Origin of the sequence: Limimaricola soesokkakensis, from assembly GCF_900172345.1 — a bacterium.
Lineage (GTDB): Bacteria > Pseudomonadota > Alphaproteobacteria > Rhodobacterales > Rhodobacteraceae > Limimaricola > Limimaricola soesokkakensis.
Genome location: NZ_FWFY01000003.1, coordinates 155,425 through 181,613 on the forward strand (window position 1 = coordinate 155,425; position 26,189 = coordinate 181,613).

General features: G+C 67.7%; 26 protein-coding genes and 1 tRNA gene. 12 read left to right on the plus strand and 15 right to left on the minus strand.

From position 1 onward, the window contains the following. Window positions 1–22 precede the first annotated feature (22 nt). On the minus strand, window positions 23–2,326 hold the full coding sequence (locus LOS8367_RS06140; protein WP_085895611.1) for an NADP-dependent malic enzyme: 2,304 nt from the start codon (window positions 2,324–2,326) through the stop codon (window positions 23–25). Window positions 2,327–2,392: 66 nt separating this feature from the next. Next, complete coding sequence (locus LOS8367_RS06145; protein ID WP_085895612.1) at window positions 2,393–2,593, minus strand: hypothetical protein; 201 nt, start codon at window positions 2,591–2,593, stop codon at window positions 2,393–2,395. A 121-nt stretch (window positions 2,594–2,714) separates the two neighbouring features. Here LOS8367_RS06145 and LOS8367_RS06150 point away from each other — a divergent pair, with 121 nt between their 5' ends. The 6 genes from LOS8367_RS06150 (at window position 2,715) to LOS8367_RS06175 (ending at window position 8,617) form a co-directional block, all read left to right on the plus strand. After that, window positions 2,715–3,107 (plus strand): cytidine deaminase, encoded by a 393-nt coding sequence (locus LOS8367_RS06150; protein ID WP_085895613.1) that lies wholly within the window; start codon window positions 2,715–2,717, stop codon window positions 3,105–3,107. Further along, the gene (locus tag LOS8367_RS06155; RefSeq protein ID WP_085895614.1) at window positions 3,107–4,411 is read left to right on the plus strand and encodes a thymidine phosphorylase; all 1,305 of its coding nucleotides are present in this window, start codon (window positions 3,107–3,109) and stop codon (window positions 4,409–4,411) included. Before LOS8367_RS06150 ends, LOS8367_RS06155 begins: the two co-directional genes overlap by 1 nt. Continuing rightward, window positions 4,408–5,616 (plus strand): phosphopentomutase, encoded by a 1,209-nt coding sequence (locus LOS8367_RS06160; RefSeq protein ID WP_085895615.1) that lies wholly within the window; start codon window positions 4,408–4,410, stop codon window positions 5,614–5,616. Before LOS8367_RS06155 ends, LOS8367_RS06160 begins: the two co-directional genes overlap by 4 nt. Then, on the plus strand, window positions 5,613–6,599 hold the full coding sequence (locus LOS8367_RS06165; RefSeq protein WP_085895616.1) for an adenosine deaminase: 987 nt from the start codon (window positions 5,613–5,615) through the stop codon (window positions 6,597–6,599). Before LOS8367_RS06160 ends, LOS8367_RS06165 begins: the two co-directional genes overlap by 4 nt. Continuing rightward, a complete protein-coding gene (upp, locus tag LOS8367_RS06170) occupies window positions 6,596–7,237 on the plus strand; it encodes a uracil phosphoribosyltransferase (RefSeq protein WP_085895617.1) in 642 nt (213 codons plus the stop codon). Before LOS8367_RS06165 ends, upp begins: the two co-directional genes overlap by 4 nt. Window positions 7,238–7,303: 66 nt before the next feature. Further along, window positions 7,304–8,617: an SPOR domain-containing protein gene (locus LOS8367_RS06175; protein ID WP_133056294.1), complete on the plus strand. Its 1,314-nt coding sequence runs from the start codon at window positions 7,304–7,306 to the stop codon at window positions 8,615–8,617. A 20-nt stretch (window positions 8,618–8,637) separates the two neighbouring features. On the opposite strand, the gene LOS8367_RS06180 is transcribed toward LOS8367_RS06175, so the two are convergent. The 9 genes from LOS8367_RS06180 to LOS8367_RS06220 all read right to left on the minus strand — a co-directional run bounded on the left by LOS8367_RS06180 (window position 8,638) and on the right by LOS8367_RS06220 (window position 17,849). After that, window positions 8,638–9,648, minus strand: coding sequence for a hypothetical protein (locus LOS8367_RS06180; protein ID WP_085895619.1), 1,011 nt, complete (start codon window positions 9,646–9,648; stop codon window positions 8,638–8,640). Between the two features lie 184 nt (window positions 9,649–9,832). Then, a complete protein-coding gene (locus tag LOS8367_RS06185) occupies window positions 9,833–12,034 on the minus strand; it encodes a 3-hydroxyacyl-CoA dehydrogenase NAD-binding domain-containing protein (RefSeq protein ID WP_085895620.1) in 2,202 nt (733 codons plus the stop codon). A 52-nt stretch (window positions 12,035–12,086) separates the two neighbouring features. After that, window positions 12,087–12,464 carry a hypothetical protein gene (locus LOS8367_RS06190; RefSeq protein WP_133056295.1) on the minus strand — a complete coding sequence of 126 codons (378 nt, stop codon included), beginning with the start codon at window positions 12,462–12,464 and terminating at the stop codon, window positions 12,087–12,089. 130 nt (window positions 12,465–12,594) lie between these two features. Beyond that, window positions 12,595–13,806: an acetyl-CoA C-acetyltransferase gene (locus tag LOS8367_RS06195; protein ID WP_085895622.1), complete on the minus strand. Its 1,212-nt coding sequence runs from the start codon at window positions 13,804–13,806 to the stop codon at window positions 12,595–12,597. Then, on the minus strand, window positions 13,803–14,450 hold the full coding sequence (locus tag LOS8367_RS06200; protein WP_085895623.1) for a glutathione S-transferase family protein: 648 nt from the start codon (window positions 14,448–14,450) through the stop codon (window positions 13,803–13,805). Before LOS8367_RS06200 ends, LOS8367_RS06195 begins: the two co-directional genes overlap by 4 nt. 265 nt (window positions 14,451–14,715) lie before the next feature. After that, the gene (locus tag LOS8367_RS06205) at window positions 14,716–14,928 is read right to left on the minus strand and encodes a hypothetical protein (RefSeq protein ID WP_085895624.1); all 213 of its coding nucleotides are present in this window, start codon (window positions 14,926–14,928) and stop codon (window positions 14,716–14,718) included. A gap of 57 nt (window positions 14,929–14,985) precedes the next feature. Then, window positions 14,986–16,764 (minus strand): acyl-CoA dehydrogenase C-terminal domain-containing protein, encoded by a 1,779-nt coding sequence (locus LOS8367_RS06210; RefSeq protein ID WP_085895625.1) that lies wholly within the window; start codon window positions 16,762–16,764, stop codon window positions 14,986–14,988. 112 nt (window positions 16,765–16,876) lie between these two features. Next, window positions 16,877–17,275: a MerR family transcriptional regulator gene (locus LOS8367_RS06215; protein WP_085895626.1), complete on the minus strand. Its 399-nt coding sequence runs from the start codon at window positions 17,273–17,275 to the stop codon at window positions 16,877–16,879. 181 nt (window positions 17,276–17,456) lie between these two features. Next, window positions 17,457–17,849, minus strand: a complete 393-nt coding sequence (locus LOS8367_RS06220; protein WP_085895627.1) for a MerR family transcriptional regulator — start codon at window positions 17,847–17,849, stop codon at window positions 17,457–17,459. A gap of 117 nt (window positions 17,850–17,966) precedes the next feature. Here LOS8367_RS06220 and LOS8367_RS06225 point away from each other — a divergent pair, with 117 nt between their 5' ends. Genes LOS8367_RS06225 through LOS8367_RS06235 form a run of 3 tightly spaced genes read left to right on the plus strand, consistent with a single transcriptional unit; the run spans window position 17,967 to window position 20,237 of the window. Continuing rightward, on the plus strand, window positions 17,967–18,410 hold the full coding sequence (locus LOS8367_RS06225; protein WP_085895628.1) for a PaaI family thioesterase: 444 nt from the start codon (window positions 17,967–17,969) through the stop codon (window positions 18,408–18,410). Then, on the plus strand, window positions 18,407–18,913 hold the full coding sequence (locus LOS8367_RS06230; RefSeq protein ID WP_085895629.1) for a PaaI family thioesterase: 507 nt from the start codon (window positions 18,407–18,409) through the stop codon (window positions 18,911–18,913). The genes LOS8367_RS06225 and LOS8367_RS06230 overlap by 4 nt, the downstream gene beginning before the upstream one ends. Continuing rightward, window positions 18,906–20,237, plus strand: coding sequence for an MATE family efflux transporter (locus LOS8367_RS06235; RefSeq protein WP_085895630.1), 1,332 nt, complete (start codon window positions 18,906–18,908; stop codon window positions 20,235–20,237). Before LOS8367_RS06230 ends, LOS8367_RS06235 begins: the two co-directional genes overlap by 8 nt. Here the strand turns inward: LOS8367_RS06235 and LOS8367_RS06240 are convergent. Then, a complete protein-coding gene (locus LOS8367_RS06240; RefSeq protein WP_085895631.1) occupies window positions 20,234–21,283 on the minus strand; it encodes a quinone-dependent dihydroorotate dehydrogenase in 1,050 nt (349 codons plus the stop codon). The two genes, LOS8367_RS06235 and LOS8367_RS06240, sit on opposite strands and share 4 nt — an antisense overlap. Then, entirely contained in the window at window positions 21,280–21,618 is a 339-nt protein-coding gene (locus LOS8367_RS06245) for a DUF952 domain-containing protein (protein ID WP_085895892.1), read from the minus strand. The genes LOS8367_RS06240 and LOS8367_RS06245 overlap by 4 nt, the downstream gene beginning before the upstream one ends. A 160-nt stretch (window positions 21,619–21,778) precedes the next feature. Here LOS8367_RS06245 and LOS8367_RS06250 point away from each other — a divergent pair, with 160 nt between their 5' ends. Continuing rightward, window positions 21,779–23,344 (plus strand): bifunctional metallophosphatase/5'-nucleotidase, encoded by a 1,566-nt coding sequence (locus LOS8367_RS06250; protein WP_085895632.1) that lies wholly within the window; start codon window positions 21,779–21,781, stop codon window positions 23,342–23,344. Between the two features lie 284 nt (window positions 23,345–23,628). Here LOS8367_RS06250 and LOS8367_RS06255 read toward each other — a convergent pair whose 3' ends face one another. Continuing rightward, window positions 23,629–23,910, minus strand: a complete 282-nt coding sequence (locus LOS8367_RS06255; protein WP_085895633.1) for an SH3 domain-containing protein — start codon at window positions 23,908–23,910, stop codon at window positions 23,629–23,631. Window positions 23,911–24,093: 183 nt separating this feature from the next. On the opposite strand from LOS8367_RS06255, the gene LOS8367_RS06260 reads away from it, so the two are divergent. Beyond that, complete coding sequence (locus LOS8367_RS06260; RefSeq protein ID WP_085895634.1) at window positions 24,094–24,756, plus strand: SOS response-associated peptidase; 663 nt, start codon at window positions 24,094–24,096, stop codon at window positions 24,754–24,756. 44 nt (window positions 24,757–24,800) lie between these two features. Beyond that, window positions 24,801–24,874 (plus strand) — tRNA-Gly (locus LOS8367_RS06265). A 65-nt stretch (window positions 24,875–24,939) separates the two neighbouring features. Here LOS8367_RS06265 and LOS8367_RS06270 read toward each other — a convergent pair. Further along, complete coding sequence (locus LOS8367_RS06270) at window positions 24,940–26,148, minus strand: alpha-hydroxy acid oxidase (protein WP_085895635.1); 1,209 nt, start codon at window positions 26,146–26,148, stop codon at window positions 24,940–24,942. Between the last annotated feature and the right edge of the window lie 41 nt (window positions 26,149–26,189).

Here is a 26,189-nt window from a genome sequence, read left to right on the forward strand (position 1 = left end):
GGTCGCGCCTCCCCCGTAAATCTCAGCCGTAATGCGCGACCGGCGTGCCGGCGATAGCCGACATGTTGAGCAGCCCGCGCGCGGTGATCGAGGGCGTCACGATATGAGCCCGGTTGCCCATCCCCATCAGCAGCGGCCCGACCTCAAGGCCCGCGCCTTTCATCTTGAGGATGTTGCGCACGCCCGAGGCCGCGTCGGTGTTGGCGAAGACGAGGCAGTTCGCGGCTCCGGATAGGCGTGCACCGGGGAAGGTCCGCTCGCGCAGCTCGGGATCAAGCGCGGCATCAACATGCATCTCGCCCTCATAGGCGAAATCGCGCGGCTCGGCGTCGAGGATCTCCAGCGCGGCGCGCATCCGGCGTCCCGAGGAGATGTCGAGATTGCCGAATTGCGAATGCGAGCACAGGGCGATCTTCGGCGCGATGCCGAAGCGGCGGATGTGCCGGGCGCAGCCCTCCACCGTCTCGGCGATCTGCGCGGGACTGGGCTCTGCATGGACTTGGGTGTCGGCGACGAAGAGCGGTCCGTCCTCGAGGATCATCAGGGACAGGGCGCCGACCGGGCGCAATTCCTTGGTGCCGAGCACCTGCTCGATGTAGTTGAGGTGCCATAGATACTGCCCGAAGGTGCCGCAGATCAGGCTGTCGGCCTCCTCGCGATGCACCATCACCGCGCCGATCGCGGTGGTGTTGGTGCGCATGATCGCCTTGGCGAGATCGGGGGTCACGCCCTTGCGCGCCATGATTTCGTGATAGGTGCCCCAGTAGTCGCGGTAGCGCGGGTCGTTCTCGGGGTTCACGATCTCGAAGTCGATGCCAGGGCGGATCGTCAGCCCGGCGCGCTCGCAGCGGGTCTCGATCACGTCGGGACGTCCGATCAGGATCGGCGTGTCCGTGGTCTCCTCGATGATCGCATGCGCGGCGCGCAGCACCCGCTCGTCCTCGCCCTCGGCGAAGACGATCTTGCGGGTGGCCGAGCGCGCGGCGTCGAAGACCGGCCGCATCAGCAGCGCCGATTTGAACACCGAGCTGTCGAGACGCCGCTTGTAAGCGTCCATGTCGTCGATCGGCCGTGCCGCGACGCCGGTTTCCATAGCGGCCTTGGCGACGGCGGAGGCGACGACGCCCATCAGCCGCGGGTCGAAAGGCTTGGGGATCAGGTAGTCGGGCCCGAAGCTGAGCTGTTCGCCACTATAGGCGGCGGCGGCCTCGGCCGAGGTGGTGGCGCGGGCCAGAGCCGCGATGCCTTCGATGCAGGCGATCTTCATCTCGTCGTTGATCGTGGTCGCGCCCACGTCGAGCGCGCCGCGGAAGATGAAGGGGAAGCACAGCACGTTGTTGACCTGGTTCGGTCGGTCCGAGCGCCCCGTGGCGATGATCGCGTCCGGTTTCACCTCGCGCGCCAGCTCCGGCATGATCTCGGGCGTCGGGTTGGCGAGCGCGAAGATGATTGGCCGGTCGGACATGCGCGCCACCATCTCGGGCGCCAGCAGGTTCGGGCCCGAAAGGCCGAGGAACAGGTCGGCGCCATCGATGACGTCACCGAGCCCGCGCGGCCCGCCGGGCTGCGCGAAGGCCGCCTTCTGCGGCGTCATCGCCTCGTCCTCGCGACCCTCATGGACGAGGCCGTTGATGTCGCAAAGCCAGATGTTCTCGCGCTTCACCCCGAGCTTGACCAGCATGTCGAGGCAGGCGATGCCCGCCGCGCCGCCGCCGGTCGAGACGACCTTGATCTCGTCGAAGCTCTTCTTCGCCACGCGCAATGCGTTGGTGGCCGCGGCCCCCACAACGATGGCGGTGCCGTGCTGGTCGTCGTGGAAGACCGGGATGTTCATCCGCTCGCGGCAGATCTTCTCGACGATGAAGCAATCCGGCGCCTTGATGTCCTCCAGATTGATCGCACCGAAGGTCGGCTCCAGGGCGCAGACGATCTCGGCGAGCTTCTCAGGATCGCTCTGCTCCAGCTCGATGTCGAAGCAGTCGATATTCGCGAATTTCTTGAAGAGCACCGCCTTGCCCTCCATCACCGGCTTGGAGGCCAGCGCGCCGATATTGCCAAGCCCCAGCACCGCAGTGCCGTTGGTGACGACGGCGACGAGGTTGCCGCGAGAGGTGTAGTCGCGGGCCGTGTCGGGGTCGGACTTGATCTCGAGGCAGGCCTCGGCGACGCCGGGGGAATAGGCGCGGGAAAGATCCCGGCCATTGGCCAGCGGTTTCGTCGCGCGGATCTCCAGCTTGCCGGGCTTGGGCAGCCGATGGTAGTCGAGCGCCGCCTGCCGCAGGCTGTCGGAGCCCGCGCGGGCGTTGTCGTCTGTGCTATCGGCCATCGCGTCGTTTCTCCCCCTGATCGGAATGGTTCAGCATTAAACCTTTCCCAAGGGGGCGCGAAAGTCCTATCGCTCCGCGATCTGCTCCTGAAGCACGCTTATCCGCTCATCGGCCTGCCGCTCGGTCAGGGAGGCGTCGTATTCCTCGCCGGTCCTGTCGCACAATTCGCGCAGCAGTACCGCCTGCCTGTCGTTCATCGGAGCGTCGGGGTCCCCCGCCGTGCGGGCTTCGGTTTCGGGCAGAACGGCCTTGGTCGGTTCGATCATCTCGGTCCCTCCTGTCATCGGGGGAAACCCGGAGCCCGGGAGAGGGGTTCCGCGAGGACGGACTTGCATCACGGCAGGGGGAGGGACAGTGTTTTCGGCAAACCCGTGAGGAGGCCCACCCATGACGCTGGTCGATGACGCGCGCCGCGTGCGCGAGAACGCCTATGCCCCCTATTCCAACTTCAAGGTCGGTGCCGCGATCCGCGCCACCTCGGGCGCCGTCCATCTCGGCGTCAATGTCGAGAACGTCGCCTATCCGGAGGGCACCTGCGCCGAGGCCGGGGCGATCGCCGCGATGATCGCCGCTGGCGACAGCGAGATCGCCGAGGTGGCGGTGATCGCCGACAGCCCGGTGCCGGTCTCGCCCTGCGGCGGCTGCCGCCAGAAGCTCGCCGAGTTCGGGCGCGGCGACGTGAAGGTCACGCTGGCCACGACCGATGGCACCACCAGCGAGACGACGCTCGGGGCGCTGCTGCCCGGCGCTTTCGACCAGCACCAGATGGAACGCGCCTGATGGAGGCCAGCCGCCTGATCGCCGCGCTGCGCCGGGGCGAGACGCTGCCGCCCGAGGCCATTGCCGGTTTCACCCGCGGCCTCGCCGACGGCACCGTCTCCGACGCGCAGGCCGGGGCCTTCGCCATGGCCGTCTGCCTGCGGGGGCTGGGGGAGGCGGGTCGCGTCGCGCTCACCACCGGCATGCGCGACAGCGGCGACCGGCTGCGCTGGGACCTGCCGGGCCCGGTGCTCGACAAGCATTCCACCGGCGGCGTCGGCGACCCGGTCTCGCTGCTGCTGGCGCCCGCGCTCGCGGCCTGCGGCGTCTACGTGCCGATGATTTCCGGGCGGGGTCTCGGCCATACCGGCGGCACCCTTGATAAGCTCGAGGCGGTGCCGGGGCTGTCGACCCAGGTTGACGAGGCGCGGCTGCGCACGATCACCCGCGACGTCGGTTGCGCCATCGTCGGCGCCACGGGCCGCATCGCCCCCGCCGACAAGCGGCTCTACGCGATCCGCGACGTGACCGGCACGGTGGACAGCATCGATCTGATCACCGCCTCGATCCTGTCGAAGAAGCTTGCGGCCGGGCTCGAAGGCCTCGTGCTCGACGTCAAGGTCGGCTCCGGCGCCTTCATGAAGTCCGAGGCCGAGGCCCGCGCGCTGGCCGAGGCGCTGGTGACGACGGCGAACGGCGCGGGCTGCCCGACTGCGGCCTTCCTGACCGACATGGACGAGCCGCTCGCGCCTGCCTTGGGCAATGCGACCGAGATGGCGGTGATCATGGAGGTGCTGTCGGGCGACCGGCTCGCCGCGCCGCGGCTGCATGATCTTACCGTGGCGCTGGGCGGACGGCTCATGGCGCTTGCTGGCGGAGCGGAGGGCGAGGGCGAGGAGAAGATTGCCCATGCCATTGCCTCGGGCCGGGCACTTGAACGGTTCGCCGCGATGATCCATGCCCTGGGCGGGCCGCCGGACATGGCCGATGACTGGCGCACGCATCTGCCCAAGGCCCCCGTGATCCGCGACGTGGCCGCCCCCGAGGCGGGGTACCTGGCCGCCATCGATGGCGAGGCGCTGGGCCATGCCGTCGTGGGCTTGGGCGGCGGGCGGAAGGTCGAATCCGACCGGATCGACCCGGCGGTGGGGCTGTCCGACGTGGCCCGGCTCGGCGCGAAGCTTGGCCCCGGCGACCTTCTGGCGCGGGTTCATGCGGCGAGCGACGAGGCCGCCGACCGCGCCGAGGCGGCGCTGCGAGCGGCCATCGCGATCGGCGATGCGCCGCAGATCAACGACCTCGTCCGAGGGAGGGTGGACCCATGACGCGCGTATTTCTTCTGGTAATGGACAGCGCCGGGATCGGCGGCGCGCCCGATGCCGACGCCTTCTTCAACGGCGACACCCCCGACACCGGCTCCAACACCATCGGCCACATTGCCGAGGCCTGCGCCGCCGGTCGCGCCGAGGAGGGCCGGTCCGGCCCGTTGAAGCTGTCGACGCTTGACGCGATGGGGCTGGGGCGCGCCATCGCGCTGGCATCGGGCCTCGATGCGCCAGGCCTCGGGGCGGAGCCCTCGGGCGCCTGGGGCGCGGCGACCGAGATCTCGAACGGCAAGGACACGCCCTCTGGGCACTGGGAACTGGCGGGCGTGCCGGTGCCGTGGGATTGGCACTACTTCCCCAAGGAGATCCCGGCCTTTCCGACTGAGGTGACGCGGGCGCTGATGCAGGCGGCGGGCACCGACGGCATCCTCGGCAACCGCCACGCCTCCGGCACGGCGGTGATCGAGGAGGAGGGGGCCGAGCACATGCGGACCGGTTGGCCGATCTGCTACACCTCGGTCGACAGCGTCCTGCAGATCGCCGCCCATGAGGAGCGCTTCGGCCTCGAACGGCTGCTGAACATGTGCCGCGACGTGGCGCCGCTGCTGCATGACATGAAGGTCGGCCGGGTGATCGCGCGGCCCTTCGTGGGCGACGAGGCGACAGGCTTCACCCGTACCCCGAACCGCCGCGATTTTGCCATCGCCGCGCCGGGACGGACGCTGCTCGACAGCGCCCATGCGGAGGGCCGCGACGTGCATGCGGTCGGCAAGATCGGCGACATCTTCTCGATGCGCGGCGTCACCGACCTGCGCAAGGGGCCCGACGAGAAGCTGATGCATCATTTGTCCGATCTCGTGGACGAGGCGGCCGATGGCGCATTGGTCTTCGCTAATTTCGTGGAATTCGACACCAATTTCGGCCATCGCCGCGACGTGTCGGGCTATGCGCGTCACCTCGAATGGTTCGACGTCGAGCTTGGAAAGATCCTGCCGCGGCTGCGCGACGGCGATCTCGTGATCGTCACCGCCGATCATGGCAACGATCCCACCTTCACCGGCACCGACCACACGCGCGAGCGGGTGCCGGTGCTGTGCCACGGTCTCGGCGCACGCGAACTCGGCCTGATGGGCTTCACCGATGTCGGCGCGCTCGCCGCCCGGCATCTCGGTATTCCCGCACCCGACCCGGAGGCGGCGCCATGAGCTACCGCTCTTTGCCGAAGGTCGAGCTGCACCTGCATCTCGAGGGCGCGGCCCCGCCCGCCTTCATCAAGGGGCTGGCGCACGAAAAGCACATCGACATCGACCGCATCTTCGACGGGAACGGCGGTTACGTCCGTGGCGATTTCGACTGGTTCCTCAAGGCCTATGATGCCGCCTGCACGGTGCTGCAGCGCCCCGAGGACTTCCGTCGGCTGATGCTGGCAGTGCTGGAGCAGAGCGCCGAGCAGGGGGTGGTCTATACCGAGTTCTTCCTGTCGCCCGATTTCTGCGGTGGCGGCGATCTAGGCGCGTGGCGCGACTATCTCGACGCGATGGTGGATGCCGCCGACGAGGCCGAGCGCCGCATGGGCATCACCTCGCGCGGGATCGTCACCTGCCTGCGCCATCTGGGTCCCGAGGCGGCGAAGCCGATTGCGCGCTGCGCCGCCGAAACCAAGGGGCGCTTCATCACCGGCTTCGGAATGGCCGGGGCCGAGATGATGCACCGGCCCGGCGATTTCGCATGGGCCTTCGACGCCGCGCGCGAGGCCGGGCTCGGTCTCACCGCCCATGCCGGCGAATGGGGCGGGCCTGACATGGTGCGCGAGACCGTTGACCTGCTGGGCTGCGATCGCATCGGCCATGGCATCAACGCCGTGACCGACCACGCGCTCTGCGATCACCTGATCGAGCGGGGCGTCACGCTCGAGGTCTGCCCGGTGTCGAACCTCGTGCTCGGCGCGGTGCCGGATTGGAAGTCCCACCCGATCGAGGATCTGCGCGACCGTGGGCTGCGGGTCACCGTCTCGACCGACGATCCGCCTTGGTTCGGCACCACCATGACCCACGAATACGAGATGCTGGAGCGGCATTTCGGCTGGGAGGAGGAGCGGCTGCGCGTCGCCAACAGGGTAGCCGCCGAAGCGGCCTTCTGCGATGAGACGACGCGAGCGGAAATCCTGAAGAAACTGGAGGCGGCATGAGCCACACCGACCAACATTTGACCGTCGTCACGCATCCACTAGTGCAGCACAAGCTGACCTTGATGCGCAAATCCGACACCTCGACCGCGAGCTTCCGGCAGCTTCTGCGCGAGATCAGCCTGCTGCTGGCCTACGAGGTCACGCGCGACCTGCCGATGACCTCGACCCGGATCGACACGCCGATGCAGCCGATGGCTGCGCCGGTGATCGAGGGCAAGAAGCTGGCGCTGATCTCGATCCTGCGCGCCGGTAACGGGCTGCTAGACGGCATCCTCGAACTGATCCCCTCGGCCCGGGTCGGCTTTGTCGGTCTATACCGCGACCCCGAGACGCTGCAGCCGGTCGAGTATTACTTCAAGGTGCCGAGCCATCTTGGCGAGCGGCTGACCATCGCGGTGGACCCGATGCTCGCCACCGGCAACTCCTCGGTCGCGGCGATCGACATGCTCAAGAAGGCCGGGGCGAAGGACATCATCTTCCTGTGCCTGCTGGCGGCGCCCGAGGGTGTGGCGCGGATGAAGGAGGCGCATCCCGACGTGCCGATCGTGACCGCGTCGCTCGACGAGAAGCTGAACGATCACGGCTACATCGTGCCCGGACTGGGGGATGCGGGTGACAGGATGTTCGGAACGAAGTAGCGCAATCTTTACAGGTTGACGGGGCTGCGCCATGGTTTCGGAAAACACTCCGGGGGCAGGGGCAACATGATCAGGACATTTCTCGCCGCATCGGTGGCGGCCTTGGCCGTGGCCGGACCAGCCATGGCGCAGGAGGCGATTCCGGCCGAGTTCCCGCCCGAAAGCTACGCCGCCAACCAGTATGTCGATAGCGAGGGCTGTGCCTTCATCCGCGCCGGGATCGGCGGCATGACCAACTGGATCCCGCGGATGAGCCGCAGCCGCGAGCCGCTTTGCGGGTTCGAGCCGAGCCTTGCCGCGGCCGCGCCAGCCGTAGCCGAATCCCGGCCCGCCGCCACACCCGCACCGGCCCGGCGGGCCGAGGCCAGCCCGGCATCGCGCCGCGCCACCGCCGCGCCTGTCTCGCCGCGTGTGGTGACGCCGCAGCCGGCGGTGGCGCGCGACATGCCGCCGGTGCTGACCCGGGCCGCCTTCTGCGCCGGGCGTAGCGGGCCGCAGCCGGGATATGTCAGCAGCCGCACCGGCGAGACAATCATCTGTGGCGAGGACCGCGATACCCGTCCAGGCGCGCCGCTGCGCGGCGCGGTGACGCTCGCCGCCGTCTGCGCCGACATGGCCGCGACGGGCCGCCGCTACGTGCTAAAGCACAGCGGCGAGCCGGTGAGCTGCGGCCCGCACGACGCAACCGCTCCGGCGCCGGGCAGCCGGCTGGCTGCGGCGATGCCGGCCCTTCCGGCTGGTCCCACCGGGACGCAGGCCTGCGATTTCGGCTCCGAATCGGGGCGCGCCGTCACCGGTGCCTCGACGCTACCGCGCCGCTGCGGTCCGCAGGCGCAGTCGCCTTCGGGCCTCGGCAATGCCGCCCGCGTGGCCCCGCGCGGCACCGGCGTCATGGCGTTCCTCGATCCGGCGGGCGATCTGCGCCGCGCCGCCGCGGCGGTGCCCATGCCCGACCCGGTGTCGCCGCCGCGCGGCTATCGCAATGCTTGGGATGATGGCCGGCTGAACCCGAACCGCGGCGTGCGCATCGTCGAGCAGGCCGGGGCGGGACAGGTCCGGGCCCCCGTGACCGCTGCGCCGGTGGCGGTGCCAACAGCTCTGGTGAGCCGTGTCTCGACCCGTTCGGCCCCGGTGGCCCCGGCTGTCGCCTCGCAGGGTCGTTTCGTGCAGATCGGGGCCTTCGCCCAGAGCGCCAATGCCGATCGCGCCGCGGCGCGCCTTCGGGCGATGGGGCTGCCTGTGGCGCATGGGCGGGTCACCAAGGGCGGCACCGAGATGCGTATCGTCGCGACGGGTCCCTTCGCCGACGCGGCCACGCTCGGCCGCGTGCTGGGCTCGGTGCGGAAGGCGGGCTACGCCGACGCCTTTGCACGCAGATAGGGAGACGGGCGGGCCGGAGCTCAGTTTCGGCAGATGCCCTGCAAGCTGACCCAGTCGCCATCCGACAGGACCGGACCGGCCGTGGCGGCGGGTTCGGCGGCGACCAGCACGGCCGAGACGGCGCCGTCGGGGTCACTGGCCCGGGCCCAGGGGCCGATCGGCACGCCGGCGGCCGCGAACTGGTCGAGCAGCACCGCATCATCCGCGCGCGGCGCCGGAGTGCTCACGAGGTGGCGTGCCTGCTGCTGCAGCTTCTCGGTCGGGATGTCACCTGTGGTCAGCAGCCGTAGCACCGTGCCGAAACCCGCTTCGCGCAGCAGGTCGTCAAGCGGGTCGGATTCCTTGCGGCTCGCGGCCGTGGCGAGCACGTGACCGGCCACCACCGCCGGATCCTCGGTCGCCTCGATGATCTCCTGCGGCAGCACGATGATGCCGCCGGGCAGGTAGAGCGGTCCGGCCAGCCCCTCTGGTACCACCACGATCTGACCGCCGCTGCGCCCGAGCAGCCGGTCGCGCATCCGGCCCAGCGCCTCGCTGCCCAAGGGGTCGCGGCAGGTCGGGCCGGTGATCTCCTGCACCATCCCTAGAAGCGTCGCGCCGAACTCGGAGCGCTTGCCCGGCGGCACGACGCTCAGCGTCTGCTGCATCAGCGCGCCGGGCAGCCAGAACACGGCGAGACCGAGCGCCAGCGCCGTGCCGCCCCAGATCGCGCCCTGCCGGAGCCGCCCCGGCCGCGGCTGCCGCGCGGCCACGGCGCGGCGCACCTTCTCCAGCGCGCCGATCATCGTGTCGTCGTCGATCTCCAGCGTTTCGCTGGCCTCCGCGTCGGGGGCATAGATCGCGGGGCGCTGGTTGGGGTTGAGCCGGTGCAGCGCCGGCAGCGACCAATGCGTCACCGGCAGACCGCTGTCGTCGCACAACACGAGCGTCGCCTCGCCGAAGGAAATTGTCACGGAACGCGGTTCGGCGCCCGGCTCCGGATGCCAGGTGCCGATCGTCTCGAGCCGAGCGAATTCCTTCAGTGCGGTCATCGTTCCTTTCGCGGCCCAAACGTCCCGGCCTGCCGTTTCGGCCAACATAGCCCTGCGATGTAGGGAGGAACAGGGGCGACGCTTCGAAGCCTGTGCCGGATCGGCGGCATCTGCGTCGCATTCGCCGTCCGATGCGGGACGGGGATCCGCGGCGTCCGGGGGCGGGCGCCGCGGATCGTCGTGGTCAGGCGGCGTCGGCGGCTTGGCCGTCGCCGTAGCGGTCGTAGAACGCGGCACCCGAGCCTGCCATCTCGCGCAGCAGCTTGGGGCAGGCGAAACGCTGGCCATGCTTTTTGGTTAGCGCGTCGCAACGCTCGGCGGCAAAGCCCGCGCCGATCATGTCGAGCCAGGAGAACGGCCCGCCCGACCACGGCGCGAAGCCCCAGCCCAGGATCGCCGCCACGTCGCCTTCGCGGATGTCGGTCAGCACACCGTCCTCGAAGGCGCGCACCGCCTCGAGTACCTGTGCGAAGAGCAGCCGCTGCTGCACCTCCACGAGATCGGGCTGCTCGTCCGAAACCGCATAGCGCTCCGACAGACCGTCCCAGAGGCCGGTGCGCTGACCCTTTTCGTCATAGGCGTAGAAGCCCGATTTCGACTTGCGCCCCATCCGGCCCTGATCGGCCATCCAGAACAGCACCTCGTCCACCGCCTCGTCCGGATAGGCGTCGCCCATCGCGGCCTTGGTGGCCTTGGCGATCTTCACGCCGAGATCGATCGAGGTTTCGTCCACGAGCTGCAGCGGCCCAAGCGGCATGCCGACGAGACGCGCCGCGTTCTCGATCAGCGCCGGCTCGACGCCCTCGGCGACCATGCGGATGCCCTCGTTGATGTAGGGGATGATGCAGCGGTTGGCGTAGAAGAAGCGCGCGTCGTTCACCACGATAGGCGTCTTGCGGATCTGCCGTGCGAAGTCGAGCGCCTTGGCCACGGCGACGTCGCCGGTCTCACGGCCCTTGATGATCTCGACCAGCATCATCTTGTCGACCGGCGAGAAGAAATGGATGCCGATGAACCGGTCGGGGCGCTCGGACGCCTTGGCCAGCTCGGTGATCGGCAGGGTCGAGGTGTTGGTAGCGAAGATCGCGTCGGGCTTGATCACCGCCTCGACCCGTTTGGTCATCTCGGCCTTCACGCCGACATCCTCGAACACCGCCTCGACGATGAGGTCGCAGTCCGACAGCGCCTCGATCTCGGTGGTGGCGTTGATCCGGCCCAGCACCTCCTCCTTCTTCTCGGGCGTGACCTTCTTGCGGCTGATGCCCTTGTCGAGCAGCCCCTCGGAATAGGACTTGCCCTTGTCGGCGGCGGCCTGCTCGCGGTCGATCAGCACCACTTCGATCCCGGCATTGGCCGAGACATAAGCGATGCCCGCGCCCATCATGCCAGCGCCGAGGATGCCAACCTTCTTCACGCTCTGGTCCGGCGCCTCGGGGCGGTTCGCGCCCTTTTCCAGCGCTTCCTTGTTGAGGAAGAGCGAGCGGATCATCGCGGTGGAGGAGGGATCCATCAGCACCTTGGTGAACCAGCGCGCCTCGATCTTGAGCGCGGTGTCGAAGGGCACCAGCGCGCCCTCATAAACCGCCGACAGAAGCGCCTTGGCGGCCGGGTACACGCCTTGGGTCTTGCCATGCACCATCGCGGAGGCGCCGACGAAGGTCATGAAGCCCGCCGGGTGGTAGGGCGCGCCGCCGGGCATCTTGTAGCCCTTGGCGTCCCACGGCTTCACCAGATCCGCGTCCTTGGCCTGCAGCACCCAGGCCTTGGCCGCGGCGAGCGGGTCCTCGACCACCTCGTCGATCACGCCCAGCGCCTTGGCCTTCTTGGGGTCGTTCATCTTGCCTTCGAGCAGCAGCGGGCTCGCCCCCATGGCGCCGAGCTTGCGCACGAGGCGGGTGGTGCCGCCGGCACCGGGGAAAATGCCGACCATGATCTCGGGCAGGCCGATCTTGGCCTTGGGGTTGTCGGCCGCAAAGATCCGGTGGCACGCCAGCGGGATCTCCAGCCCGATGCCCAGCGCGGTGCCGGGCAGGGCGGCGGCGATCGGTTTGCCACCCTTGTTGGTCTTGGGGTCGAGGCCCGCGCGCTCGATCTTGCGCAGCACGCCATGCATCCGCATCACGCCTTCGAACACGGCCCGGGCGGGGTCGTCTCCGCCGGCCTCCTTCATCCCGGCGATGACGCCGAGATCCATGCCGCCGGCGAAATCCTTCTTGGCGGAGGTGATGACGATGCCCTTCACGGCCTCATCGGCCAGCGCCTCGTCGACCAGCGCATCGAGCTCCTCGAAACCCTGCATCGACATGACGTTCATGGAGCGGCCGAGCACGTCCCAGGTGATGACGGCAACGCCATCGGCGTCGCGCATGAGTGTGAAATCGGTCATGACGACCTCCTGTTCGCAAACTGTGTGGGGAAGGGACGGCGCGGATGCGGCGTCAGGGGGCGTCGCTCGGCGGCGCACCGAATTCGATCATCTCGATCACCGGACGCGGCGTGTCCAACCGACAGTAGTAGATCACGTCGAGATCGACCCGTTCGCCGCTGTCGTTCTGGAACCGGCGCTCGATCCAGACCCGGAACTTTCTGGCCCGCGGCAGCTCCAGCGTATGGATGCGGACATATTCCTCGTGCATGGCGCGGGTGCCGAGGTCGCGTTGCCAGCCCTGCAGCCACTCCCGGTAGACATCGCGGTTGGCCAGCACCGTGAGACCCTCCGGTCCCTGTACCCCCAGCGGGTAGTCGCAGTCGTCGAGCATCTCCTCGATCCGCCCCTCGCGGAACAGCCGGGTGTGGTTCTCGATGAATTGCGACATGACGCGGGACATGCCAATCGACCTCGCAGATTGCAGGATGGATTTCCCATTGGAAACTAAGGCGCGAGGAGCCCTTGTCCACGTGTGGAAGGCGTCCCTGCGGGGCGCCTGAGGGGCGGGCGAGCATGGCTCAGACCCGCTCGATGATGGTGGCGGCGCCCATGCCGGAGGCGACGCAGAGCGTGGCGAGGCCGGTGCCCTTGCCGGTCCGCTCCAGCTCGTCGAGCAGGATGCCAAGGATGATCGCTCCGGTGGCACCCAGCGGGTGACCCATGGCAATGGCGCCGCCATTGGGATTGAGCGTCGCGGGGTCGATGTCGAAGGCCTGCATGAAGCGCAGCGGGATCGCCGAGAAGGCCTCGTTCACCTCGAACAGGTCGATGTCCGAGATCGCCATGCCGTTATCGGCGAGGATCTTCTCGGTCACCGGCACCGGGCCGGTGAGCATGATCGTCGGATCGGTGCCGATCTTCGCGGTGGCGCGGATCCGGGCGCGCGGCTTGAGACCATGCGCGCGGCCGAATTCGGCATCGCCGATCAACAGGCCGGCGGCGCCATCGACGATGCCGGACGAGTTGCCCGCGTGGTGAACGTGGTTGATCCGCTCCAGATGCGGGTACTTCATCAGCGCGACCTTGTCGAAGCCGGGCATCACCTCGCCCATCGCCTTGAACGACGGCTCCAGCGCGCCGAGCGCCTGCATGTCGGTTTGCGGCCGCATGTATTCGTCGCGGTCGAGGATGGTCAGGCCGTTGATGTCCTTGACCGGCACGACCGAGCGGTCGAAGCGACCGTCATCCCAGGCCGCCTTGGCACGGCGCTGGCTCTCGACCGCGAAAGCGTCGACCTCGTCGCGCGAGAATCCGTATTCGGTCGCGATGATGTCGGCCGAGATGCCCTGCGGCACGAAATAGGTCTTCATCGCAACCGAGGGATCGACCGCGATGGCAGCGCCGTCCGAGCCCATCGGCACGCGGCTCATCGCCTCGACGCCGCCGGCGATATAGGCGCGGCCCGCACCGGCGCGGACCTGGTTGGCGGCGAGGTTCACCGCCTCCATGCCGCTGGCGCAGAAGCGGTTGATCGACAGGCCGGGAATGCGCTCGTCGAGGGAGGAGGCCAGCACGGCGGAGCGGGCAAGGCAGCCGCCCTGTTCGCCGACCTGCGTGGCGTTGCCCCAGATCACGTCCTCGACGGCATGGCCCTCGAGGCCGTTGCGCTGGGCTAGCGCGTCGAGCACGCCGGCCGAGAGCTTTAGGCTCGTGACCTCGTGCAGCGAGCCGTCCTTTCGGCCCTTGCCGCGCGGGGTGCGGATCGCGTCATAGATGAAGGCTTCGGTCATGTGGTCGCTCCTTCCCGGTCGGCGGGCGATCCGGGCATCAGTTCGTAGGGGTGTTTCCAGCCCGGCAGCGCCGCGATGCGGTCGAGCCAGCGGTCGATATGGGGATGCGCGGCGCGGTCGAAGCCGAAAGGCTCGGTGTAGAAAAGATAGCCGCAGCACGAAAAGTCGGCATTGGTCGGGCCATCGCCCACCAGCCAGTCGCGGTCCTCAAGCGCCCGATCGAGCGTCGCATAGGTCGGCGCGAGGCGGCCCTGCAGCCACTTGATCACCTGCTCGGGCCGCTTTTCGGGCGGCAGGAAATTCATCAGGAACCGCAGGGTGCCTGCCTGACCCGAAAGCTTGTGGTTGTCCCACAGCACCCAGCGCAGCACTTCGCGACGTTCCTCGGGCGTGTTGCCGCCGAACTTGCCGGTGCGCTCGCTGACCCAGTCCTGGATCGCGCCGGACTGGCTCAGCCGCAGTCCGTCATCGGTTTCGAGCACCGGCACCTCGCCCATCTCGTTGAGCGCGCGGAACGCGTCGGAGCGGGCGGCGCCGGCGAAGAAGTCGACCTTCACCGGTTCCCAGTCGAGCCCGGCAAGCGTCATCGGCAACGCCGCCTTGTAGGCGTTGCCGCTCTCGCCGAAGCAATGAAGTCGGATCATTTCTCCTCCTAGGGTCGTGTCACCCAGCCGCGGCCGGGCCTTTGCGTATTTGAAGAAAGATGAAGCAGGCGTGGCATTTAACGCATCATCAACGCTTTGCCGTCAGCTTCGCATCTGCGGTACAGGCTGGCGAGCCGATGGCCGTGGAAGATGAAACCCCCGGGGTGGAGCGTCCGAACGCGACGCGCCGCGCCGCGGGTGGATCGCCGGCTCTTTCATCTTTCTAAAAATACGCAGCTCCTCCATCTGCGATCTTGCGCAGGCGCTACCTCTTGCGCGCCTCCAACTCCGCGTTGAACAGCCTGAGCCGGTGCCCGAAGGTATCGGCGTCGATCACGCTGTCGAAATTCTCGAACAGGAAGGACAGCGCCTCGCCTTCGTCGAGCCCGGCCTCCCGGGCGAAGCGCTTGAGGCGGCGATAGCCGTCCTCGCTCATCGCCACGGGAAATCGACGGGTCAGTTTCAGGCGTTTGGGCATCTCGTCCTCCGGGTCGTTGTCCGGGACGAGCCTCGCCCCGGACAGCGCCCTCGTCCATCAGAAAGCGTCCGCCTCCAGCGCCATCACCGGCGCGGCACCGCTCTCGATCCGGGCGAGATGCATCTTCGTTGCCGGCAGCTGGCGCGCCATGTAGTAGCGCCCCGTCGCGAGCTTGGTCTCGTAGAAGCCCCGGTCGCCGGTGCCGGCGTCGAGGCCGGCTTGCGCCGCCTTGGCCATTCTGGCCCAGGTCCAGCCCAGGCAAACATGGCCCATCAGGTGCATGAAGTCGCTGCTGCCGGCCAGCGCCGCGTTGGGATCCTTCATGCCGTTCTGCATGAAGAACATCGCGGCCTGCTGCATGTCCTTGGAGGCGGATTTCAGCGGCTCGATGAAGTCGCGCGCGAAATCGGCATCCTCCGTGTTCTCCTTGCAGAAGACCTTGATCTCCTCGATCAGGGTCATCATCGGCTTGCCGCCCTGCGCGGCGAGCTTGCGGCCCACGAGATCGAGCGCCTGGACGCCGTTGGCGCCCTCGTAGATCATCGCGATCCGGGCATCGCGCACGAATTGCGACATGCCCCATTCCTCGATGTAGCCATGCCCGCCAAAGACCTGCTGGGCCTGCACGCACATCTCGAAGCCCTTGTCGGTGAGGAAGCCCTTGATGATCGGCGTGAGCAGCGAGATCATCGCCTCGGCCTCCGCGTCGCCCGCCTTGTGGCTGCGGTCGATTAGCATCGCGCCCCAGTAGGTGAAGGCGCGCGCCGCCTCGTTGAAGCTCTTCTGATCCATCAGCGAGCGGCGGATGTCGGGATGCACGATCAGCGGATCGGCCGGGCTGTCGGGGTTCTTGGCGCCGGTCACGGCGCGGCCCTGCAGCCGGTCCTTGGCGTAGGCGAGCGCGTTTTGGTAGGCGACTTCGGATTGCGCCCAGCCCTGCAGGCCGACGCCGAGACGGGCCTCGTTCATCATGGTGAACATGGCGCGCATGCCCTTATGCGCCTCGCCCAGAAGATAGCCCTCGGCCTCGTCATAGTTCATGACGCAGGTGGCGTTGCCGTGGATACCCATCTTCTCTTCGAGATTGCCGCAGGCGACGCCGTTGCGCGCGCCCAGCGAGCCGTCCTCGTTCACGAGGTATTTTGGCACGATGAACAGCGACACGCCCTTGATGCCCTCGGGGCCGCCGGGGATCTTGGCCAGCACGAGGTGGACGATGTTCTCGGCCATGTCGTGCTCGCCGGCCGAGATGAAGATCTTCTGGCCCGAGATCCTGTAGGTCCCGTCCTCCTGCGGCACTGCCTTGGTGCGCATCAGCCCGAGATCCGTGCCACAATGCGGCTCGGTCAGGTTCATCGTGCCGGTCCATTCGCAGGAGCCGAGCTTCGGCAGCCAGCGCGCCTTCTGCTCGTCGGTGCCGTGGATGTGGATCGCGCTGTAGGCGCCATGCGTCAGGCCCTGATACATGTTCAGCGCCATGTTGGCCGAAACCATCGGCTCGTTCGCGGCGGTGTGCATCAGATAGGGCAAGCCCTGGCCGCCATATTGCTCGGCGACGTCGATCGCGGTCCAGCCGCCGTCACGGATCTGGTCGAAGGCCGCCTTGAAGCCTTCCGGCGTCCGCACCACCCCGTTTTCGAGACGGCAGCCCTGATGATCGCCGGTCAGGTTCAGCGGGGCAAGAACCCCCGAGGAGAGCTTGCCAGCCTCCTCGAGGATCGCTGCCGTGAAATCGGCGTCAAGATCCGCATAGCCCGGAATTTCCTGGCGCGAGATGTCGAGCATCTCGTGCAGGACGAACTGCATGTCGCGGATCGGCGCGGTGTAGCTTGGCATTCCCTGTATCTCCTCCGGCGGGCCCGAAGGCCCGGTCTGGTCCTCGTCACGCGGCCCGGGCTCCCCCGCCCGGACCGCGCAATGTCATATCGACCAGAAGAGGAGAGGGCGGTCAGGCCGCCGTCGCTCGTGCGCGCAGCTGGTTCAGCCGCTCCGCGCCCCATTGCATCTGTGCCTCGAGCTCCCGGATCGCCTCGTCGAGCGCGGCACGCTGCTCCTGCATCTCCCGCAGATGCCGTTCGGCCACTTCGTAGGTGCGCGCGAGCTGCACCTCCTGCTGGTCGTCGGTCTCGTAGAGATCGAGCAGTTGGCGGATCTCCTCGAGGCTGAAGCCGAAGCGCTTGCCGCGCAGGATCAGCTTGAGCCGGGCCCGGTCGCGCCGGGTGAAGAGCCGCTTCGTGCCTTCACGAATGGGAAACAGGAGCTCCTTTGCCTCGTAGAAGCGCAATGTGCGGGGCGTCACATCGAAGCTGTCGCACATCTGGCGGATGGTCATGGTCTGGTCGGTCATTCTTTTTAACCCTCGGTGTCCGGTCAGACGATCCACCTGCGGGTTCCGAAGAGACCATACAAGCAAAGGTGACGCGAACGTAAACATGACGCCACGTCAGAGGCCGAATGACGAAAGGTCAAGAAAAATGTGACCCTTGGGAAGCAATTTTGTTCTCTTGGTCAAATTTTCCGATTCTCCCTCAGGTTGACGGCTCTTGTTTCGTTCCATTGAGGGATGCAGAAGATTCGTCCCGAAGGCGGCGCAGATCGGCGATGGTCTGTTCCAGCTCGCGCCGCTGCCCTTCGAGCACCTCGAGCTGCCGGTCGGCCATGCCGACCCAGACCTCCATCTGCGCACGGGTGCCCTCGGTCTCGTAGATCATGAGGAACTGGCGGATCTCTTCGAGCGAAAAGCCGAAGCGCCGGCCCCGCAGGATCAGCGTCATCCGCGCGATCTCCCGCGGGCCGTAAAAGCGCGAGCGGCCCTCCTTCTCGGGGGAGAGCAACTCGATGTATTCGTAGTAGCGCAAGGTCCGGGGGGTCACCTCGAAGCGATCGCACATTTCTTTGAAAGTCAGGGGGGTATCGGACATATCGGCGCTCCTTCGGGCGAACTCTAGGCCCGGGATGCCGTGACGACAACACGGCTTCAAGCCTTCTCGCGACGAGATAACGCTTGCGGGAGCCATTCGGATCGCCAAGCTGACGCCATGACATCCGATCCCGACAAAGAGCTCGTCCGAGCCCAGCAATTCATCGACGCTTTGCCGCATGCGCAGGCCCTCGGAATGCGCATCAACGCGTTGGGTGACGGCCATGCCGCGATCTCGATGCCCTATGACACGCGGCTGGTCGGCGATCCGGAAACCGGGGTGATCCATGGCGGCGCGGTCTCGGCGCTGATGGACACCTGCGCCGGGGCGGCGGTGATGTCGCACCCCTCGGCCCCGCTGAGCACCGCAACGCTGGACCTGCGGATCGACTACATGCGCCCCGCGACGCCGGGCCAGTCGATCACCGCGCGGGCCGAGTGCTGGCACGTGACCCGCTCAGTCGCCTTCGTGAGGGCGGTGGCGACGGACGAGGACGAAGACCGCCCCGTCGCCACCGCGACCGGCGCCTTCACCCTCGAAAACAGGAAGACGCAGCCATGAGCCGACCGCGCCCCGAACCCGTCCAGGTCATCAAGACCCGCCGCGACGGCGCGCTGGAGCGGCTGGTGGGCGGCGTGCCCTACATCGCCTTCCTGGGCATCCGCTTCGAACGCCATGGCGACGAGCTGACCGCCGTGCTGCCCTATGCTGATCGGTTGATCGGCAACCCGATGCTGCCGGCGCTGCATGGCGGCGCCACGGCGGCGTTCCTCGAGACCACCGCCATCGTCGAGTTGGCCTGGGCCCGGATGTGGGGGTTGATCGAGGCCGGCACGCCGGAGGCGCAGGCCGAGGCCGAGGCCCGGCCGAACTGGCCGCGCACCATCGATCTCACGGTCGACTACCTGCGCTCCGGCCTGCCGCGCGACGCCTATGCGCGGGCCCGGATCAACCGCTCCGGTCGGCGCTATGCCAGCGTCCATGTCGAGGCCTGGCAGGACAATCGCTCGCGGCTCTTCGCACAGGCGACGGGACATTTCTTGATGCCGGGGCTGGATGGCTGAGACCGCCACGACCGCGCCGCGCGCGCCGCTGACGCATCGGCGTGTCCTGAAGATCGCGCTGCCGATCGTATTGTCGAACGCCACGGTGCCGATCCTCGGCGCAGTCGACACCGGCGTGGTGGGGCAGATGGGCGCCGCTGCCCCGATCGGCGCGGTCGGCATCGGCGCGGTGGTCCTCTCGGCGATCTACTGGATCTTCGGCTTCTTGCGCATGGGCACGACCGGGCTCGCCGCGCAGGCGCTGGGCCGGGGCGAAGGGGCGGAAGTCGCGGCGCTTCTGAGCCGCGCGCTGCTCATCGCCTTTGCCGCGGGGGCCGGGATCATCCTGCTGCAGGCGCCGATTTTCGCCCTGTCCTTCACCCTCGCGCCCGCCAGTGCCGAAGTCGAGACGTTGGCGCGCGACTACCTCGCGATCCGGGTGTGGTCGGCTCCGGCGGCGATCGCGATCTACGGCCTCACCGGCTGGCTGATCGCGCAGGAGCGCACCAGCGCGGTGCTGGTGCTGCAGCTGTGGATGAACGGCGTCAACATCGCGCTCGACCTGTGGTTCGTGCTGGGGCTGGGCTGGGGCGTGCCCGGCGTCGCGACGGCCACCTTCCTGGCCGAATGGTCGGGTCTCGCTCTGGGCCTCTGGCTGTGTCGCGACGCCTTTCGCAACACCGCATGGCGCGACCGGGCGCGCGTGTTCGACGCGGCCCGGCTGCGACACGTGGCGGCGGTGAACACCGACATCCTGATCCGCTCGGTGCTGCTGCAATCGATCATCATCAGCTTCCTGTTCTGGGGCGCGTCCTTCGGTGACGTGCCTCTCGCCGCGAACCAGGTGCTGCTGCAATTCCTCAACATCACTGCCTTCGCGCTCGACGGGTTCGCCTTCGCGGCCGAGGCGCTGGTGGGGCAGGCGATGGGCGCGCGCGCGGCTCTCAGGCTCAGGCGCGCGGCGATCCTGCCTTCGATCCAGGGCGGCGCGGTCAGCCTCGTTCTGGCGGCAGGGTTCGCGATCTTCGGACCCGCCATCATCGACACCATGACCACCGCGCCCGAGGTGCGGGCGGCGGCGCGCGACTTCCTGCCCTGGATGGTGGCGACGCCGCTGTTCGGGCTGATCCCTTGGATGCTCGACGGGATCTTCATCGGCGCCACCCGAAGCCGCGACATGCGCAACATGATGGTGTTGTCGGCGGCGATCTATTTTGCCGCCGCCATTCCGCTCACCGCGGCCTTCGGCAATCACGGCCTTTGGGCCGCGATGTTGGTGAGCTACGTGGCGCGCGGCGCGACATTGGCCGCGCGCTATCCCGCTCTCGAACGCGCCGCCGCCTAGAGCCAGTCGGCCCGGCCGGTGCCGACGGCCTCGGAGACGTTGGCGAAGCCGTCGCGCTCCAACAGCCGGTCGAGCCCGCGCGCGATCTCGCCCGCGAGGCTGACGCCGCCATAGACCAGCGCGGTGTAGAGCTGCACGGCCGAGGCCCCTGCGCGGATCTTCTCATAGGCCTGCTCGGCCGAGCCGACGCCACCGACGCCGATCAGCGGCAGAGCGGTGAGCGAGGACAGACGCGCCAGAACTCGCGTCGATTTCTCGAACAGCGGCTGGCCCGACATGCCGCCCATGTTGTCCTTCTGGGGATCGCTCAGCCCCTCGCGCGACAGGGTGGTGTTGGTCGCGACGATGGCCGACACGCCTGTCTCCTCGGCCACCCGCGCCACGTCCTCGATCTCGGCCTCCGAAAGGTCGGGTGCGATCTTGAGAAAGACGGGCAGAGGCCGCGACAGCCCGGCATTGGCCGTCATTACCCCTACGAGTAGCGCCGAAAGCGCGGCGCGGCCCTGCAGGTCGCGCAGCTTCTCGGTGTTGGGCGAGGAGACGTTGACGGTGGCGAAGTCGAGATGCGGGCCGCAGCGCTTCAGCACCGTCGCGAAATCGGCCGCCCGGTCTTCGCTGTCCTTGTTGGCGCCGAGATTGAGGCCGATGACACCACGCGGCCGCTGCTCCAGCCGTGCGGCGATGGCCTCCATGCCCTCGTTATTGAAGCCGAAGCGGTTGATCGCGGCGCGGTCGGCCTTGAGCCGCCACAGGCGCGGGCGCGGGTTGCCCTCCTGCGGGCGCGGCGTCGCGGCGCCGACCTCGACGAAACCGAAGCCGGTCTTCGCCAGCGCATCGAGCGCCACCGCGTTCTTGTCGAACCCCGCCGCCAGCCCGACCGGGTTGGGCAGGTCGAGCCCGGCCAGATGGGTCCTGAGACGGGCGCTCGTCACCGGTCCGCCCTTGGGCCCGAGTCCTGCATTCAACGCCTTGAGCGCCAGCCCGTGCCCGGTTTCGGGGTCGATCCAGTGCAGTGCGGCGAGGCCCAGCTTTTCCAGCGCGCTCATGTCATCTCCTCCGGAAACTCGTGACGCCCGCCTGCTAGCGGCAGCTTCTTCGACCAGACCACTTCGGACCGTTTCAGCGCCCGGTAGAGATGCGGGAAAAGCTGGCCGCCGCGCGACGGCTCCCAGCGCAGATCGTCGCCCAGCGCCCCGGCGTCGATGGCCGCCAGCACCAGCCCGTCCTCGCCCGCGAAATGCTTCGCGGCGGTTTCGGACGCCTGCACGGCAGTGGAGAAATGGATGTAGCCATCGGCGAGGTCGACGGGGGCGCCGCGGGTTTCCCCCGCGAGGTCCAGATCTGCCCATTCGGAGGCGCGAAATATCTTGTAGATCAGCATGAGCGTTCCATGGCCGCGCCCCGCCGCGACGTCAAGCGCCGCCATCGTTCCCCTGTCATCCGCCTGACATGCCGCTAGGGCAGGACGCAGACGGCTTTGACAGATGCGCCGGGCATGGCGCAGGCTCGCAACCATAACGAAACCGACAGGGACGTCATCGATGAAACTCGGACTCTTCGGCGGCACCGCCGCTCTCGCGCTCGCCGCCGGTGCCGCGCAGGCGGAATACTCGCTCACGATCCTGCACACCAACGATTTCCACGACCGTTACGAGCCGATCTCGGCTTTTGATTCAACCTGCGCGCCCGAAGACAACGAGGCCGGCGAATGCTTCGGCGGCGTGGCCCGGCTCGTCACCGCGCTGCAGGAGGCGCGCAATCGTGCCGACAATGGCAACCTGCTTCTCGTCGATGGCGGCGACCAGTTCCAGGGCACGCTGTTCTACACCTATTACAAGGGCGAGATGACGGCCGAGTTCATGAACCAGCTCGGCTATGACGCGATGACCGTCGGCAATCACGAGTTCGACGACGGCCCTGAGGTTCTGCGCGCTTTCATCGACAAGGTCGAGTTCCCGGTGCTGATGTCGAACGCCGACGTCTCGGGCGAGGAGCAACTGGCCGACGCGATCCAGAAATCCACCGTGATCGAGCGCGGCGGCGAGAGGATCGGCCTGATCGGCCTGACGCCCGAGGACACGCATGAGCTGGCCAGCCCGGGTGAGAACGTCACGTTCTCCGACCCGGTCGCGGCGGTGCAGGCGGAAGTCGACCGGCTGACCGAAGAGGGCGTGAACAAGATCGTCGTGCTGAGCCATTCCGGCTTCGAGACCGACAAGCGCGTGGCCGAGGAGACCACTGGCGTCGACGTGATCGTCGGCGGCCATTCCAACACGCTGCTGTCGAACACCCAGGAGGACGCGGTCGACGTCTATCCGGTGATGGTCGGCGACACCGCCATCGTGCAGGCCTATGCCTATGGCAAGTTCTTGGGCGAGTTGAACGTGACCTTCGACGACGAGGGCGTCATCACCGAGGCCGCGGGAGAACCGATCCTGATCGACGGCAAGGTGGCCGAGGATCAGGCGGCGGTCGACCGTGTCTCCGAGCTGGCAAAGCCGCTCGACGAGATCCGCAACCGCGTCGTCGCCAGCACCACCGCGCCGATCGAGGGGAACCGCGATGTTTGCCGCGCCATGGAGTGCGAGATGGGCAACCTCGTGGCCGACGCCATGCTCGACCGCGTGGCCGATCAGGGCATCCAGATCGCCATCGCCAACTCCGGCGGCCTGCGCGCCTCGATCGATGCGGGCGAGGTGACGATGGGCGAAGTGCTGACCGTGCTGCCGTTCCAGAACACGCTCTCGACCTTCCAGGTGTCGGGCGCGACATTGCTCGAGGCGCTCGAGAACGGCGTGAGTCAGATCGAGGAGGGCGCGGGCCGCTTCCCGCAGGTTGCGGGCATGAGCCTTGCGGTCGATCCCGCCGCCGAAGCCGGTAGCCGGATTTCGGACGTGATGGTGGATGGCGAGCCGCTTGACCCCGAGGCGACCTATGGCGTGGTGTCGAACAACTACGTGCGCAATGGCGGCGACGGCTACGCGATGTTCGTCGATGCCGAGAATGCCTATGACTACGGCCCCGATCTCGCCGACGTAACCGCCGAGTACATGGCGGCGCAGGGCGACTACAAGCCCTACACGGATGGGCGGATCACCATGAAGTAACTCATCCGGAAGGATGAAACGAAGGCGCGCGCCGGGGCACCGGCGCGCGCTTTTTCGTCGATACGGGCGATTGCGATGTTAGCTGTCTCGCGCTTCAGCCATGTAGCGCCGCAGGTGCGGTCCTCGCGTCTAGGCGAGGCTTGGGCTCTCGAACACAAGAACGCTTCGCTGCCGTCGGTCAGGAATCGAGGCCAAGTGCGGTCGCGCTCCAATGGGCGACCGAGGCAGACCCACCACTTCTCGAAGCGGCGCGCTGGGCTTTCCGCGAACTGTCCGCTGTCCGTTTACCGGTCCGAAAGGTAGTCCTCGGATACGTAGCCCGTGATGCCAGGCGCATCGGCGAGCGATACGCGGCACCACAGCTGCCCCACCTCGGTCACGCAGTTGCGCCTGAGAAGCCGGGTGCCGTCGGGCAGGCCAAGGATCACGTTGTAGTCGAGCCCCGGTCCCCCGCGCAGCTTCAAAAGCTCGTCGGGGCCGGCGCCTTCGACCACCGTCCGGCTTCCGGACGCGGCGCAGCCCGAAACGAGCATCAGCATGAGTGTTGCGGCGATGGCAGGGCGCATGAGCTGACCTCGGTTGTTTCCGTCTCGGTGCCCTTTTGGCAGCCCGACGGTTGCGAGTGAAGCCCGAACTCTCGCGGTCGCGGCGGGTCGGAAGCTTCGCGCCGATACGGGATTTCATGCCGATGGCTACCTTATCGGGCCTCATCGATGCTATGTCGGAGCGGAGCGACAGGAGCCCTCATAATGTGCGGACGCATGGCCATCACGCTGCCCCATGACGCCATGGCGCAGATATTCGGCGCCACCCCAGCCAATGACCTGCCGGATGTGCCGAACTACAATGTCTGCCCGACCGTGCAGGTGCATTCCGTCACCTCTGACGGGGACAGCCGCCGCCTGCGCCCGATGCGCTGGGGCTTCATCCCGCATTGGTACAAGACGCTGACCGACGGGCCGCTGCTGATCAATGCCCGCGCCGAGACGGTTGCCGAGAAGCCTGCGTTTCGGGCGGCGGTGCGCGAACGGCGCTGCCTGATCCCGGCCTCGGGCTTCTACGAATGGACCGTGGACGAAGACGGCAACAAGCTGCCTTGGTTCATCCACCGCGAGGATGGCGATCCGCTGGCTTTCGCCGGGCTCTGGCAGGGCTGGGAGCGGGAAGGGGAAAGCTTCGTCACCTGCGCCGTCGTCACCACCGGCGCGACCGGGCGGATGCGCAACATCCACAGCCGCATGCCGGTGGTGCTGGAGCCCGGGGACTGGCCGCTTTGGCTTGGCGAGGCGGGGCATGGCGCCGCCGTTCTGATGAAGCCGAACCCCGAGGTGCTGGCTTTTCACCGGGTCGATCCGAAGGTCAATTCGAACCGGGCCAGCGGCCCGGAACTGATCGAACCGATTGACGTCTAGGCCGTCTTGAAGCCTCCCGCGCGAGCCGCTATCAAGGCCCCGAAGCGGGCGTGATGTAGTGGTAGCCTGTCAGCCTTCCAAGCTGAACGTGCGGGTTCGATTCCCGCCGCCCGCTCCAATATCCCATGAGACGACTGTAGGGCCTAGCGGGGCAGGGGCGGACAAGCCGCCCCCTTGAAGCTGTCACGCGGGAACCGAGGTCGCCCGGTCGGAGGAACGAGGACCGCTCTCCTGCCATTCGCCCTCGAAGTCGCGCGGCACCAGCAAGTTGTGCGGTCCCAGATCGGCCACGTCGCGCTCGCCGCACAGCGCCATGGTGAGATCGAGCTCCTTGCGGATCACCTCCAGCGCCGTGGTCACGCCCTTTTCGCCCATCGCGCCCAGACCGTAGAGCCAGGCCCGGCCGATCATCGTTGCGTCCGCGCCCAGTGCCAGCGCCTTGAGCACGTCCTGTCCCGAGCGGATGCCGCTATCGAGCCAGATCTCCGTCTCGCCCTTCACCTCGCGCACGATCGAGGGAAGGATGCGGATCGAGCTGAGCGCCCCGTCGAGTTGCCGCCCGCCATGGTTCGACACGACGATGGCGTCGGCGCCGCATTCCACAGCGCGGCGCGCGTCGTCGGCGTCGAGGATGCCCTTCAGGATCAGCTTGCCGTCCCATTTCCGGGCGATCTTGCGGACCTTTTCCCAATCGAGCTTCAGGTCGAACTGCTCGGCGGTCCATTTCATCAAGGAGCGCGTGTCGCCCACGTCCTGGGCGTGGCCGACGATGTTGCCGAAGACACGGCGCTTGGTGCGCAGCATCTCCAGCCCCCAGCTCCATTTGGTCGAAAGGTCCAGCAGCGTCGCGGGGGTAAGCTTGGGCGGGGCCGAGAGGCCGTTCTTGAGATCCTTGTGCCGCTGACCCAGAAGCTGCAGGTCGAGCGTCAGGACCAGCGCCGAGCAGCCGGCTCGCTTGGCGCGCTCGATGATCCGGTCCACGAAGTCCTCGTCGCGCATGACGTAGAGCTGGAACCAAAACGGGGCGGAGGTGTGTTCGGCAACGTCCTCGATCGAGCAGATCGACATGGTGGAGAGGGTGAAGGGCACGCCGAACTTCTCGGCGGCGCGCGCCGCCTTGATCTCGCCATCGGCGTTCTGCATGCCGGTCATGCCCACGGGGGCGAGGGCGACGGGCATCGCGACCTTTTCGTCCAGCATTCGGCCCACGGTCGAGCGGTCGGACATGTCGACCGCCACCTTCTGGCGCAGGCGGATCTTCTCGAAATCGGTGGTGTTCTCGCGGAAGGTCTGCTCGGTCCAGCTGCCGGATTCGGCATAGTCGAAGAACATCTTCGGCGCGCGGCGTTTGTGCAGACGTTTCAAATCGTCGATGCAGGTGATGACTGGCATGGTTCCCTCCCCCGATTGGTAAGGATGATTTACCAGTGGTC

Excerpts from the sequence above, each read along its gene's own strand:
- LOS8367_RS06240 (WP_085895631.1), bottom strand. The coding sequence starts at position 21,283 with ATGAGCGCGCTGGAAAAGCTGGGCCTCGCCGCACTGCACTGGATCGAC.
- upp (WP_085895617.1), top strand. The coding sequence starts at position 6,596 with ATGAGCCACACCGACCAACATTTGACCGTCGTCACGCATCCACTAGTG.
- LOS8367_RS06205 (WP_085895624.1), bottom strand. The coding sequence starts at position 14,928 with ATGCCCAAACGCCTGAAACTGACCCGTCGATTTCCCGTGGCGATGAGC.
- LOS8367_RS06145 (WP_085895612.1), bottom strand. The coding sequence starts at position 2,593 with ATGATCGAACCGACCAAGGCCGTTCTGCCCGAAACCGAAGCCCGCACG.
- LOS8367_RS06260 (WP_085895634.1), top strand. The coding sequence starts at position 24,094 with ATGTGCGGACGCATGGCCATCACGCTGCCCCATGACGCCATGGCGCAG.
- LOS8367_RS06185 (WP_085895620.1), bottom strand. The coding sequence starts at position 12,034 with ATGACCGATTTCACACTCATGCGCGACGCCGATGGCGTTGCCGTCATC.
- LOS8367_RS06250 (WP_085895632.1), top strand. The coding sequence starts at position 21,779 with ATGAAACTCGGACTCTTCGGCGGCACCGCCGCTCTCGCGCTCGCCGCC.
- LOS8367_RS06190 (WP_133056295.1), bottom strand. The coding sequence starts at position 12,464 with ATGTCGCAATTCATCGAGAACCACACCCGGCTGTTCCGCGAGGGGCGG.
- LOS8367_RS06180 (WP_085895619.1), bottom strand. The coding sequence starts at position 9,648 with ATGACCGCACTGAAGGAATTCGCTCGGCTCGAGACGATCGGCACCTGG.
- LOS8367_RS06200 (WP_085895623.1), bottom strand. The coding sequence starts at position 14,450 with ATGATCCGACTTCATTGCTTCGGCGAGAGCGGCAACGCCTACAAGGCG.
- LOS8367_RS06160 (WP_085895615.1), top strand. The coding sequence starts at position 4,408 with ATGACGCGCGTATTTCTTCTGGTAATGGACAGCGCCGGGATCGGCGGC.
- LOS8367_RS06175 (WP_133056294.1), top strand. The coding sequence starts at position 7,304 with ATGATCAGGACATTTCTCGCCGCATCGGTGGCGGCCTTGGCCGTGGCC.
- LOS8367_RS06140 (WP_085895611.1), bottom strand. The coding sequence starts at position 2,326 with ATGGCCGATAGCACAGACGACAACGCCCGCGCGGGCTCCGACAGCCTG.
- LOS8367_RS06245 (WP_085895892.1), bottom strand. The coding sequence starts at position 21,618 with ATGCTGATCTACAAGATATTTCGCGCCTCCGAATGGGCAGATCTGGAC.
- LOS8367_RS06255 (WP_085895633.1), bottom strand. The coding sequence starts at position 23,910 with ATGCGCCCTGCCATCGCCGCAACACTCATGCTGATGCTCGTTTCGGGC.
- LOS8367_RS06210 (WP_085895625.1), bottom strand. The coding sequence starts at position 16,764 with ATGCCAAGCTACACCGCGCCGATCCGCGACATGCAGTTCGTCCTGCAC.
- LOS8367_RS06225 (WP_085895628.1), top strand. The coding sequence starts at position 17,967 with ATGACATCCGATCCCGACAAAGAGCTCGTCCGAGCCCAGCAATTCATC.
- LOS8367_RS06165 (WP_085895616.1), top strand. The coding sequence starts at position 5,613 with ATGAGCTACCGCTCTTTGCCGAAGGTCGAGCTGCACCTGCATCTCGAG.
- LOS8367_RS06215 (WP_085895626.1), bottom strand. The coding sequence starts at position 17,275 with ATGACCGACCAGACCATGACCATCCGCCAGATGTGCGACAGCTTCGAT.
- LOS8367_RS06270 (WP_085895635.1), bottom strand. The coding sequence starts at position 26,148 with ATGCCAGTCATCACCTGCATCGACGATTTGAAACGTCTGCACAAACGC.
- LOS8367_RS06150 (WP_085895613.1), top strand. The coding sequence starts at position 2,715 with ATGACGCTGGTCGATGACGCGCGCCGCGTGCGCGAGAACGCCTATGCC.
- LOS8367_RS06195 (WP_085895622.1), bottom strand. The coding sequence starts at position 13,806 with ATGACCGAAGCCTTCATCTATGACGCGATCCGCACCCCGCGCGGCAAG.
- LOS8367_RS06220 (WP_085895627.1), bottom strand. The coding sequence starts at position 17,849 with ATGTCCGATACCCCCCTGACTTTCAAAGAAATGTGCGATCGCTTCGAG.
- LOS8367_RS06230 (WP_085895629.1), top strand. The coding sequence starts at position 18,407 with ATGAGCCGACCGCGCCCCGAACCCGTCCAGGTCATCAAGACCCGCCGC.
- LOS8367_RS06155 (WP_085895614.1), top strand. The coding sequence starts at position 3,107 with ATGGAGGCCAGCCGCCTGATCGCCGCGCTGCGCCGGGGCGAGACGCTG.
- LOS8367_RS06235 (WP_085895630.1), top strand. The coding sequence starts at position 18,906 with ATGGCTGAGACCGCCACGACCGCGCCGCGCGCGCCGCTGACGCATCGG.